The organism is Kribbella sp. (genome assembly GCF_035655035.1).
Classification (GTDB): Bacteria; Actinomycetota; Actinomycetes; order Propionibacteriales; family Kribbellaceae; genus Kribbella.
Window position 1 is genome coordinate 1 of the sequence record NZ_DASRVN010000358.1, and the last position, 11,344, is coordinate 11,344.

The following is an 11,344-nucleotide window of genomic DNA, read 5'->3' on the forward strand; positions in this document are numbered from 1 at the left end:
GTTCTTCACCGCTCCCTACCCCGCCCGCCTCACCGCCGGCGCCGACCTCGGCGAAATCCTCGTAGAAATCGAGGTCATCGCCCACCACCCACCCACCCCAGCCTGACCCACCGGCCCGTCAGCCTGTCGTGCCGCAGCACCCCGCCGGCCCGTGATCCAGTACCGCCGCCCCCACCCGAGCGTCCGGCCTGGGCCTGCCGTACATGCGGACGGGCCGCTCACCGGGTGGTGAGCGGCCCGTCCGGGAGCTGGCGTCAGGCGCCGGCGCCTTCTTGTTTTACGCCGGCGACCGCGGTCGGGTCGTCGATGCGGTACTTGCGGGCGGCCTCGGCGGCCACCTCCGGCTTGACGTCGCCGCGCTTGGCGAGGATCTCCAGGGTGGCGACGACGACGGACTCGGCGTCGACCTGGAAGTGCCGGCGGGCGGCCGCGCGGGTGTCGGCCAGGCCCCAGCCGTCGGTACCGAGCGAGGTGAAGTCGTTCGGCACCCAGCGGGAGATCTGGTCCTGGACCGCGCGCATGAAGTCGCTCACCGCGACGACCGGACCCAAGGTGTGTTTCAGCTGCTCGGTCACGAACGGCACCTGCTCCGGCTCGTCCGGGTGCAGCAGGTTGTGCTGCTCCGCGGCCACCGCGTCGCGGCGCAGCTCGTTCCACGAGGTCACGGACCAGACGTCCGCCGCCACGGAGTACTCCTCGGCGAGGATCTGCTGGGCCTTCAGCACCCACGGCAGCCCGACACCGGACGCGAGCAGCTGCACCCGCGGCGCGTCCTCGCCGTCGGCGACCTGGCCCTCGTTGAAGCGGTACAGGCCCTTCAGCAGCGCCGCGACGTCGAGGTTCTCCGGCTCGGCCGGCTGCGGGACCGGCTCGTTGTAGACGGTGAGGTAGTAGAACACGTCCTCGCCGTGTGGCTTGCTCTCATCGAGCCCGTAGCCGTACATCCGGCGCAGGCCGTCCTTGACGATGTACGGGATCTCGTACGCGAACGCGGGGTCGTAGTGCACCGCGGCCGGGTTCGTCGAGGCGAGCAGCGGCGAGTGACCGTCCGCGTGCTGCAGTCCCTCACCGGTCAGCGTCGTACGGCCCGCGGTGGCACCGATCAGGAAGCCCCGGCCGAGCTGGTCGCCCAGCGCCCACATCCAGTCGCCGGTGCGCTGGAACCCGAACATCGAGTAGAAGATGTAGAACGGGATCATCGGCTCACCGTGCGTGGCGTACGCCGTACTCGCCGCGAGCACCGAGCCCATCGCGCCGGCCTCGCTGATGCCCTCGTGCAGCAGCTGACCCGCCGTGGACTCCTTCCACGACAGCAGCAGGTTGCGGTCGACGGCGTCGTAGTTCTGGCCGTGCGGCGAGTAGATCTTCGCCGTCGGGAACATCGAGTCCATCCCGAACGTGCGGTACTCGTCCGGCGCGATCGGGACGATCCGGTGCCCGATCTCCGGGTCCTTCATCAGGTCCCGGAACAGCCGGACCAGCGCCATCGTGGTCGCGACCGGCGCGTGCGAGCCCTTGGACAGCGGCTTGTACACGTCGTCGCCCGGCAGCGTCAGCGTCTTCGGCTGCACCCGGCGCTCCGGCAGCGAACCGCCGAGCTGCTTGCGGCGCTCCATCATGTACTGGTACTCCGGCGAGTCGGTGCCGGGGTGGAAGTACGGCGGGTTGTACGCGTCCTCGAGGTCCTTGTCCTCGATCGGCAGGTACAACCGGTCGCGGAACGCCTTCAGGTCGTCCGAGGTGAGCTTCTTCATCTGGTGGGTCGCGTTGCGGCCCTCGAGCGCCTCGATCGTCCAGCCCTTGATGGTCTGGGCGAGGATCACGGTCGGCTGCCCGACGTGCTCGGTCGCGCTCTTGAACGCGGCGTACACCTTGCGGTAGTCGTGACCGCCGCGCGGCAGCTTGCGCAGGTCCTCGTCGGACAGCCCGCTGACCATCTGCCGCAGCCGCTGATCGCCGCCGAAGAAGTTCTCCCGGATGTACTCACCGGACTCGACGGAGTACGTCTGGAACTGGCCGTCCGGCGTGGTGTTCATCTTGTTCACCAGCGCGCCGTCGTGGTCCTGGGCCAGCAGGTTGTCCCACTCCCGGCCCCAGATCACCTTGATGACGTTCCAGCCGGCGCCGCGGAAGAACGCCTCCAGCTCCTGGATGACCTTGCCGTTGCCGCGGACCGGCCCGTCCAGCTGCTGCAGGTTGCAGTTGATCACGAAGGTGAGGTTGTCGAGCTCCTCGCGCGCGGCCAGGCCGATCGCGCCGAGCGACTCCGGCTCACCCATCTCGCCGTCACCGAGGAACGCCCAGACGTGCTGCTGGCTGGTGTCCTTGATGCCGCGGTTGTGCAGGTAGCGGTTGAACCGCGCCTGGTAGATCGAGTTCAGCGCGGCCAGACCCATCGAGACGGTCGGGAACTCCCAGAAGTCCGGCATCAGCCGCGGGTGCGGGTACGACGACAGGCCGTTGTGCGGGCCGCGGGAGACCTCCTGGCGGAAGCCGTCCAGCTGGTCCGCGCTCAGCCGGCCCTCGAGGAAGGCCCGCGCGTACATGCCGGGGGAGGCGTGTCCCTGGATGAAGATCTGGTCGCCGCCGCCCGGGTGGTCCTTACCGCGGAAGAAGTGGTTGAAACCGACTTCGTACAGGCTGGCGGCCGACTGGTAGGTGGCGATGTGCCCGCCGACCTCCAGGCCCTTGCGGTTGGCCTTGCTCACCATCACCGCGGCGTTCCACCGGATGAAGGCCCGGATCCGGCGCTCGATGTGCTCGTCGCCGGGGAACCAGGGCTCCTTCTCGGGCGGGATCGAGTTGATGTAGTCGGTGCTCCGCAGCGCGGGCACCCCGACCTGTCGCTCCCGGGCCCGCTCGATCAGCTTGAGCATCAGGAAGCGCGCTCGCGCCTTGCCCCGTTCGTCCAGGACGGCGTCGAGCGATTCGACCCATTCACGCGTCTCGTCGGGGTCGATGTCGGGGAGCTGGGTGGGCATCCCCTCGGTGATGATGGCTGGTGGTTCGTGTCCGGAAGCCACGGTGTCCTGCCGTTCTCTCTGGTTGTCTTCACCGCAATCCTGTCACCTGTTCGGAATGCGTTCTACTTTGCCTTCCCTTCCGGCCCGATTCCGGCGGGCCGGGCGTGATCCCAGCGGACACGCCCGCTACCCGGCACGCGGATACCGGACACGTCACGGAACCCTGGTGCATACTTGCGCGACGCGGTACGTCACGATGGACTACCGCTAGCTGTATCGCTAGTAGTAGAGCTATGACACCTACCCCCGGGCAAGCGGGGACCACGGAGGAGGACACGTGAGCGCGACCGCGGATCACGCGGACGGCAAGAGCGGCGGCCCGAACATGGCCGCCCGGCTGGGCCTGGAGGCCGGCTGGGTGGTGCAGGAGATCGGGTACGACGACGACTGCGACGACGACCTGCGTGACGCCATCCGGGAGGTCACCGGCGAGGAATTCGTCGGCGACGACACCGACGAGGTCGTGGACGCGGTGCTGCTCTGGTTCCGTGAGGACGACGGCGACCTGGTCGACTCGTTCTTCGACATCCTGACCGACCTCAAGGCCGGTGGAGTGGTCTGGCTGATGACGCCGAAGGTCGGTCGCGACGGGTACGTCGAGACCAGCGACATCGCCGAGGCGGCCCCGGTCGCCGGCCTGGCCACCACGAGCACGCTGAGCGTCACCGACGACTGGTCCGCGACCAAGCTGGTGGTCCCGAAGTCCGGTCGCCGCGGGTGACGCTCCCGGCTGCAGGCAGCCGGGCACCCGACTTCCAGACCCAGAACCAGTACGGCGAACCGGTCCGGCTGAGCGACTACGCCGGCCACCGGGACGTCGTACTGGTGTTCTACCCGTACGCCTTCAGCCAGGTCTGCACGAGCGAACTGACCGCCCTCCGGGACCGCCCGGCGCTGCTCGAAGCGGCGGAGTTCCTCGCGATCTCGTGCGACCCGATGTTCACCCTCCGGGCGTACGCCGACGCGCAACACCTCGGCCTCAACCTCCTCACCGACTTCTGGCCACACGGCGCGATCGCCTCGTCGTACGGCGTCTTCGACCCGGACCGCGGTTGTGCCGTGCGCGGCACCTTCGTCGTGGACCGCGCCGGCATCATCCGCTGGTCCGTCGTCAACCCGCTCCCGGAGCCCCGCAACCCCGACAACTACGCCGAGGCCCTGGCAAAGCTGGGGTCAGATCTCAGGTAGACTCCTCCGGTCGTTCGATCCGGGCGAATAGCTCAGCGGTAGAGCGCTTCCCTTACAAGGAAGATGTCGGGGGTTCGATCCCCTCTTCGCCCACCGGATTTCACTGCAGTACGGCGATCGCCGTGATCAGGTGGACGATTGCGCCGACCGTGGCGCCGGCGAGCATGCTGGTGACGCGGGTGCGGGTGGCGATGCCGATGTCGACGAGTTGGGCGGCGGCGGCCGCGAAGAGGACGAGGGCGGTGGGGACGCCGCGGTCCACGAAGGGCGCGATCGCCGTGACGATGCCGAACGGGACGGCCCGGGCGGCGTACGCGACGGTGTAGATGCGTTCCCCGGTCGTCGGGGCCGTGGAGCGGGTCATCAGGCCGGGGCGGGCCAGTGCCGCGAACGCGGACGCCGTACTCGCGATCGCCGCGAGCGTGTTCAGGATCAGCAGGATCGTCATCACAGTTCCCTCGATCAACAGTTTACTGAGTCAAGTGTTTATCGACGATACAGTAGACCTGTGAAAGCGACAACGCCGCTCCGTGACTCGCTCGCGTTCCGGCTCGCCGTGGTCGGGGCGAGCCTGGAGAACGAGTTCGCGCGGTACCTGAAGGAGTCCGGGCTGACGCCCAAGCACGTCGGCGTACTGGCGGTGGTCGACGCCGGGCTGGCCCGGATGCAGGACGACGTCGCGACGTTGATGGGGGTCACGCCGGGGATGGTGGTCCGGCTGGTCGATCACCTGGAGGCGCGGGAGTTGCTGCGCCGCGAGCGCGATCCGCAGAATCGGCGGCGGTACGTGCTGGTGTTGACCGCGGCCGGGAAGAAAGCGCTGGAGGCGGCGGAGAAGTTCACGCAGGCGCTCGACGAGCGGTTGACCGCGCCGGGTGGCGCGGTTTCCCGGAGTCGGCTCGACGAGGCGTTGACGGTGCTGATGCGGGACCTGAACGGGCAGGCCTGACTACTCGCCGAAGACCTTCGTGACCAGGCGTTCGAGGGTCGGCGGGAAGACCTCGAGGATGTTGATGTCGGAGTCGCCCATCGTGATGGCGGCGGTCATGGTCTTGGTGCCGTCGGCGTTGCTGTACATGAGAGCGCCGTACCCGCCGGGGGCGCTGCCGTTGTGGTGGTAGATCGTTTCGGAGCCGGTGTCCTGGGCGAACAGGCCGAGGCCGTAGTTGAGCGGGCCGCTCTTCGGTTCCGGCGTACGCATCTGGGCGAGCAGGTCCGCGGGGATCAGCTTGCCGCTCTGCAGAGCGGACATGAACACCTGCAGGTCGCGCGTGGTCGAGAGCATGCTGCCGGCCGCGAACAGCAGCGACGGGTTCTGCTCGGTGACGTCGACGACCTTCCACTCCTCGCCGTCCTGGTACCGCAGGTACCCGTGCGAGTGCGGACCGGGGATGTCCGTCCGGTCGCCCGGTTCGATCGTCCCGGTCAGGCCGAGCGGCTTAACGATCCGGCTCTCCAGCTCCTCGGCGAACGTCCGCCCGGTGACGGCCTCGATCAGCAGCGCCGCGACCGAGTAGTTCGTGTTCGAGTAGCTCCACTCGGCGCCCGGCTCGAACCGCGCCGGCTTGGCCAGCGCGAACTCCACCAGCTCGTCCGGCGTATACCCGCGCAACCGGTTGTCCGCCCAGTCCTTACCCGTCGCAGGCAGCCCCGGTACGACGGTCCCGTCCGGGTAGTACTCGCCCGTGTAGTTGAACAGCCCGCTGGTGTGGTCCAGCAGCATCCGTACGGTGATCCGCTCGTCCAGCGCGAACCGCGGCAGCCGGCCCGCGATCGTACCGTCGAGTTCGAGCTTGCCCTCGGCCACCAGCTGCAGCACGACCGTCGACACGAAGGTCTTCGTCACGCTACCGACCCGGAACTGCGCCTCCTCCGGCGGCAGCTCACTGCTTCCGAGCTCCCGTACGCCGGCCCGCGCCACGGCCTCGCCGCTCCCGTCACGCACCCGTAACTCGAGGCTCCCGAACCCGGCGTCAACGAACTCCTGCGCGGCCTGCTGCAGTTCCTGTACGGACATTCCTGCTCCTCCTGAGAGTGATGTTCTCGACGCGAATCACTCTCACCAGCAGCCCTGACACCGGACCGCCACCCGGCTGACACGCCCTCAGCCGACCGCCCAAGGAAGCACCTGCCCGTCCCGCACGAGTTCGCCGTAGTGCTCCGGCTCGACCGGACCCAGCGCGAGCTCGACCAGCGGTACGGCGGCCTGCGCGGGCGTCGGCGCATCGCTGACGTCCCACCACAGCGCCGAGGTCGCCGTCCGCATCATCCCCGGGCACACCGCCGCCAGCAGGATGTCCCGGGCCGCGTCGGCCGCCCGCCGCTGCCCGGCCAGCGCCCGTACGGCGGCGACCTGGCCGATCTTCGACGGAATGTTCACGAATCCGGGCCACGCCGTACCGCGTGCGCTGCCGTCCCGTACGGCGTCCCGCCAGGCGGCCACCTCCTTGTCGACCGCGTCCAACGTCGGCAGCCCGTCGAAATGGTGGTGGAGCACGGGGGCGAGGTAGTGCAGCGTGCCCAGCGAACTCGCGACCACGATCAGCCGGCCGTCGTCGCGCAACCGTGGGGCGAACGCCCGCAGTACCCGGGTGGTCCCGAAGTTGTTCACGTCGGCGTACGCGTCGACGATCAGCCGCGGGTCGTCGTCCGGGCCGACCCGCATCACGGCGTTGCCGAACACGATGTCGACGCCGCCGTGCCGGCCGGCCAGTTCGGCGGCCAGCCGTTCGGCCGCGTCCGGGGTGGTCACGTCGAGGATCTCGCCGCGTACCCGGGCGCCGCCGGCGGGCGTCGCGGCCACCGCCTCGGTGACCCGGTCGAGGCTGCGGCCGGTGAGGTACACGGTGTCCTCGGGCGACAGGCGCTGGGCGAGCGCCTCGACCAGTGCCAGGCCGAGGCCCTGGGTGGCGCCGGTGACCAGCGCGACCTTCGGAACAGTGGTCATCAGGTCCTCCGTTTCAGGCCGCGGTCGCGAGCAGCGTGCGGGACAGGCTCCACAGGCGTCGCGCGTTGTCCGGGTCCACGGCGTACCGGGCGACACCGTGCAGTGGCGGTGCCTCCCCGCGCCGGTCGATAGTCGCCGTCTCGTTGCAGTCGGCGAAGTACCGTCCGCCGATCCCGTCCAGTTGCGGCGCGGTCGCGAGCAGGACCGACGTCGCGGCGCCCTGCTCGACGGTCTTGATCAGCTCCGCCGGGACCCGGCCGCTCCCGCGTCCGCCGGTGTGGCGTTGCAGGTTGGTGTAGATCGCGCCGGGCATCAGGGCGTTCGCGGTGATGCCGTCGCGGGCCCACCGGCGGGTCGCCTCGACCGCGAACAGCACGTTCGCGGTCTTCGACTGGCCGTACGCCAGCCAGGGGTCGTACGGGCGGAACGCGAAGTTGACGTCGTCCCACACGATCGGCGACGTCTGGTGGCCGGTCGAACTGACGACCACGATCCGGGCCGAGCCGTCGGCGGCCAGGGCGTCGTGCAGGCCGGTGGCCAGCGCGAAGTGGCCGAGATGGTTCGTGGCGAACTGCCACTCCCAGCGCTGCTGCGTGTACCGCTCCGGGCAGGCCATCACGCCGGCGTTGTTGACCAGGATGTGCAACGGTCCGTCCCAGGAGGTCGCGAACGCGTCGACCGAGGCGAGGTCCGTCAGGTCCACCCGGCCGACCCGGACCGCGGGGTTCCCGGTGCTGCCGGTGATCTCCTTGGCGGCGAGTTCGCCGGCGGCGGTGTCGCGCACGGCCAGGACGACGTCGGCGCCGGTCGCGGCCAGCGCCCGGGCGGTCTCCAGGCCGAGCCCGGACGAGGCGCCGGTGACCACGGCGCGGCGGCCGGTCAGGTCGACGCCGGTGGCGACTTCGGCGGCAGTGCTGGTGAATCCGAACGAGGTTTTGATCAGGCTCATACCTGTCACGCTAGGCAGTGCGAGGTCATGCCACCAGCGAAAGATCCTCAACCGTGGTATGCGTAGACGTCATGGCCTTCACCGATGCCTCACTGACCGCGCTGCGGGTCTTCCGCGAGGTGGCCGAACGCGGCACGCTCACCGCCGCTGCCACGGCCCTCGGCTACACCCAGTCCGCGGTGTCCCGCCAGATCGCGTCCCTGGAACGCGCCGCCGGTACGGCGTTGCTGGAGCGCCGGTACGACGGCGTACGCCTGACCGCGGCCGGGCGAGTCGTCGTACGGCGTGCGGCGGCCGTCATCGACGAGGTGGACGCCGCCTCGCGGGAGCTGGCCGGTCTGCCCGATGAGCAGGGCACGGTCCGGCTCGGCTGGTTCGCGAGCGCCGGCAGCTGGGTGGTGCCGCAGGCTGTCGCGGCGTTGCGCCGTACGCATCCGGCCGTCACCGTGCTCACCCGTGAGGGCAACACCCCCGCGTTGGTCCGGGCGTTGCGCGCCGGAACGCTGGACCTGGCCCTGCTGTCGTCGGCGCCGCCGTTCCGGCCGCCGGACACCGAGTCACCGGCGCTGGAGTTGCAGGTGCTGACCCAGCGCAGCCTGCGGGTCGCCGTACCGGCTGAGCACCCGCTCGCTCGCGGTGAGTTCATCGACATCGCCGACCTGCGCGGCCGGGGCTGGATCGCCGGACCCGGGGACGACCGGGTGATGGGCGTCTGGCCGGGGCTCGACGAACGGCCGCTGATCGTGCACACCGCGCGGGACTGGCTGGCCAAGGTGCAGTTGGTCGCCGCGGGGGCCGGCATCACGACGATCCCCGCCGCGCTCGAAGCCGTCGTACCGCCCGGGGTCCGGATCCTGCCGGTCCGCGGCGGTCCCGCGGAGGAGCGGCGGATCCTGCTCGCGCACCTGCCGCAGCCGTTGCCGGAACCGGTCGTTCGCCTCGCGGCCGCGCTGCGTACGGCGGCAATCGGCACCGGCGGATGACCGGTCCCGGATCGGTCACGGACCCGTACCGGATCGCCCGCACACTCGTTGTCACCGGTGTCGGCGACGGCCGGGATTCTTAACCTTCGGCTGGTGAGAACGGACTCCTCCAGGGCGGGTTGCGGCTGGTAGGGTTCACGGCTGTCGGTCGGCGCGATGACGCACCGGGTGTACCCGGTCACGGCATCTGTTCCGGCTGATGGAAACGGGGCAGCAGCTCGGTGTGAAAGTGTGAGGCGGGTCCGCCCGGTACCCGCTCCGTCCAGTTGGGGAGGCACGTGTCCGTGGGTCGCCAACCGGCCTCGCTCAGCGGTGGCCCGTGCCCGCGTCCCGTCGTACCTGCGTCCCCGCTGGTGGTGGCATCGGCGTGAGAAGTGGTGCGGACCGGCCGGCGATCTCCACCGGGCCGGCGTTGATGATTCCCGCCGGGTACCCCCGGGACCTGCCGAGCGCGCTGCTCCGGGCGGCGCGGGACTTCGCCGGTGCCGGCGTCGTCGAGATCGGCGCCGACGGCCGGGAGACCAAGCTCGACTTCCCGACGCTGCTCGAACTCGCCGCCCGGATCCTCGCCGGCCTGCGCGCGAACGGCGTACGGGCCGGGGACCCCGCGGTCGTGCACTGCACCGAGCCCGTCGGGTTCTTCGCGTCGTTCTGGGCCTGCACGCTCGGCGGCATCCGGCCGCTGCTGGTCGCCCCGCACCCGGCCGGCGACCGTACCGAGGAGGGCCGCGAGCGGCTCCGCAAGATCACCGACCTGCTCGGCTGGACGGTGCTGATCGGCCGGCCCTCCGACCTGCCGAACGACCTCGGCCTCCCGGTCCTCGACCCGGACGCGATGGCCGGCCACGAGCCGACCTCCGACTTCCACCGCCCGGCCGCGGACGATGTCGCCGTACTGATGCTGTCCTCGGGGTCGACCGGTACGCCGAAGATGGTGCAGCTGACGCATCGCGGGCTGGTCGAGTTCGCCGCCGGTACGCCGGCCATGCTCCCGGTCCGCCCCGGTCAGACGACGCTGAACTGGCTGCCGCTGGACCGTAGCGGGGCGTTCCTGCTGTACCACCTGCTGCCCGTGTTCACCGGGTGCACGAACATCCACGTGAACACGGACTGGGTGCTGGCGAACCCGCTGCGCTGGTTCGACCTGATGGAGCAGCACCGGGTCAACCACTCGTGGTCGCCGAACTTCGGGTACCGGCTCGCGACCGCCGCGGTCGCGGGGGAGCCGGACCGGCACTGGGACCTGTCCGCGCTGCGCAGCCTGGTCAGCGGCGGCGAGCAGATCACGGTGCCGGTGATGTCGGAGTTCCTGCGCGTCACGAACCGGTTCGGCGTCGTACCGGAGACGTTCGTCGCTGCGTGGGGGATGACCGAGACGGTCACCGGGATCACGTTCGCGCGGCCCGGCCTGACCCCGAACGTGCACCGCGTCCGGATCCCGCCGACCGGCGTCGTCGAGTGGGTCGACCAGCGCCCGTCCTCCGGCAAGGTCGCCGTCGCCCGCCCCGGTGCACCGCGCGTCGAAGCGCCGGGGGTGCTGTCGCTGGTGTCAGTGGGCGCGCCTGCTCCCGGTACGACGGTACGCATCGTCGCGCCGAACGGCGCCGTACTGCCCGAAGGCCGGATCGGTCAGCTGCAGGTCGCGTCCGCGCGCGTGACGCCCGGGTACCTCGGGAACCTCGAGGCCGACCGGGTCGCGTTCCCGGTCGGCAACTGGGCCGCCCGCAAGTGGCTCGCGACCGGCGACCAGGGCTTCATCACCGGCGGCCAGGTCGTCATCACCGGCCGGGACAGCGAACGCATCATCATGTCCGGCAAGCTGCACTACGCCCACGACATCGAATCCGTCGCCGCCACGGTGGTCGGCGCCGAACACGGCCTGGTCGCCGCCTGCGGCGTCGCCGACGAGGAGACCGGCACCGACCGCCTGGTCGTGTTCTACGCCCTGACCGCCAACTCGGTCCCCGGCATGGACCAGGCCATCCGCAGCCTGATCCAGACCCGGCTGGGCCTGGTCGCCCAGGTGGTCGGCGTACCGCACCGCGACTTCCCCACCACCCCCGGCGGCAAGATCCTCCGCCCCCTCCTCAAACAACGCTGGCTCGACGGCACCCTCGTACCCGCGACCCACCCGCACGTAGAACCGGCCGGCGCCACCCCGGCCAGCGGCCCCACCGGCCAAGGCCCGTCGACCACCCCCGAAACCACCCCGTACGCCGACGAGGACCCGTCCGAGCGCACCACCGAACTCCCC

10 protein-coding genes and 1 tRNA gene are annotated in these 11,344 nt (G+C 70.4%); 6 read left to right on the forward strand and 5 right to left on the reverse strand.

The features are described from left to right. Positions 1–254: 254 nt before the first annotated feature. Positions 255–2,981 (reverse strand): pyruvate dehydrogenase (acetyl-transferring), homodimeric type, encoded by a 2,727-nt coding sequence (aceE, locus tag VFF46_RS19885; RefSeq protein WP_325038667.1) that lies wholly within the window; start codon positions 2,979–2,981, stop codon positions 255–257. 319 nt (positions 2,982–3,300) lie between these two features. Between aceE and VFF46_RS19890 the strand changes: the two genes are divergently transcribed. The 3 genes from VFF46_RS19890 to VFF46_RS19900 all read left to right on the forward strand — a co-directional run bounded on the left by VFF46_RS19890 (position 3,301) and on the right by VFF46_RS19900 (position 4,304). After that, positions 3,301–3,744, forward strand: coding sequence for a DUF3052 domain-containing protein (locus VFF46_RS19890; protein WP_325038658.1), 444 nt, complete (start codon positions 3,301–3,303; stop codon positions 3,742–3,744). Then, the gene (locus VFF46_RS19895) at positions 3,741–4,211 is read left to right on the forward strand and encodes a peroxiredoxin (protein ID WP_325038659.1); all 471 of its coding nucleotides are present in this window, start codon (positions 3,741–3,743) and stop codon (positions 4,209–4,211) included. The genes VFF46_RS19890 and VFF46_RS19895 overlap by 4 nt, the downstream gene beginning before the upstream one ends. A 21-nt stretch (positions 4,212–4,232) precedes the next feature. Then, a tRNA-Val gene (locus VFF46_RS19900) sits at positions 4,233–4,304 on the forward strand. A 7-nt stretch (positions 4,305–4,311) separates the two neighbouring features. On the opposite strand, the gene VFF46_RS19905 is transcribed toward VFF46_RS19900, so the two are convergent. Continuing rightward, a complete protein-coding gene (locus VFF46_RS19905) occupies positions 4,312–4,659 on the reverse strand; it encodes a hypothetical protein (RefSeq protein ID WP_325038660.1) in 348 nt (115 codons plus the stop codon). A gap of 60 nt (positions 4,660–4,719) precedes the next feature. Between VFF46_RS19905 and VFF46_RS19910 the strand changes: the two genes are divergently transcribed. Then, positions 4,720–5,160 carry a MarR family winged helix-turn-helix transcriptional regulator gene (locus tag VFF46_RS19910; protein WP_325038661.1) on the forward strand — a complete coding sequence of 147 codons (441 nt, stop codon included), beginning with the start codon at positions 4,720–4,722 and terminating at the stop codon, positions 5,158–5,160. On the opposite strand, the gene VFF46_RS19915 is transcribed toward VFF46_RS19910, so the two are convergent. From VFF46_RS19915 to VFF46_RS19925, 3 genes are all read right to left on the reverse strand, one after another. After that, positions 5,161–6,228 (reverse strand): serine hydrolase domain-containing protein, encoded by a 1,068-nt coding sequence (locus VFF46_RS19915; protein WP_325038662.1) that lies wholly within the window; start codon positions 6,226–6,228, stop codon positions 5,161–5,163. An 87-nt stretch (positions 6,229–6,315) separates the two neighbouring features. Beyond that, the gene (locus VFF46_RS19920; protein ID WP_325038663.1) at positions 6,316–7,158 is read right to left on the reverse strand and encodes an SDR family NAD(P)-dependent oxidoreductase; all 843 of its coding nucleotides are present in this window, start codon (positions 7,156–7,158) and stop codon (positions 6,316–6,318) included. Positions 7,159–7,171: 13 nt separating this feature from the next. Then, the gene (locus VFF46_RS19925; RefSeq protein WP_325038664.1) at positions 7,172–8,107 is read right to left on the reverse strand and encodes an SDR family NAD(P)-dependent oxidoreductase; all 936 of its coding nucleotides are present in this window, start codon (positions 8,105–8,107) and stop codon (positions 7,172–7,174) included. Positions 8,108–8,178: 71 nt separating this feature from the next. Here VFF46_RS19925 and VFF46_RS19930 point away from each other — a divergent pair, with 71 nt between their 5' ends. Continuing rightward, on the forward strand, positions 8,179–9,090 hold the full coding sequence (locus VFF46_RS19930) for a LysR family transcriptional regulator (protein ID WP_325038665.1): 912 nt from the start codon (positions 8,179–8,181) through the stop codon (positions 9,088–9,090). A 367-nt stretch (positions 9,091–9,457) separates the two neighbouring features. Further along, the coding region (locus tag VFF46_RS19935) for an AMP-binding protein (RefSeq protein WP_325038666.1) at positions 9,458–11,344 on the forward strand (1,887 nt) is incomplete at its 3' end.

Excerpts from the sequence above, each read along its gene's own strand:
- aceE (WP_325038667.1), bottom strand. The coding sequence starts at position 2,981 with ATGCCCACCCAGCTCCCCGACATCGACCCCGACGAGACGCGTGAATGG.
- VFF46_RS19905 (WP_325038660.1), bottom strand. The coding sequence starts at position 4,659 with ATGACGATCCTGCTGATCCTGAACACGCTCGCGGCGATCGCGAGTACG.
- VFF46_RS19915 (WP_325038662.1), bottom strand. The coding sequence starts at position 6,228 with ATGTCCGTACAGGAACTGCAGCAGGCCGCGCAGGAGTTCGTTGACGCC.
- VFF46_RS19920 (WP_325038663.1), bottom strand. The coding sequence starts at position 7,158 with ATGACCACTGTTCCGAAGGTCGCGCTGGTCACCGGCGCCACCCAGGGC.
- VFF46_RS19925 (WP_325038664.1), bottom strand. The coding sequence starts at position 8,107 with ATGAGCCTGATCAAAACCTCGTTCGGATTCACCAGCACTGCCGCCGAA.
- VFF46_RS19930 (WP_325038665.1), top strand. The coding sequence starts at position 8,179 with ATGGCCTTCACCGATGCCTCACTGACCGCGCTGCGGGTCTTCCGCGAG.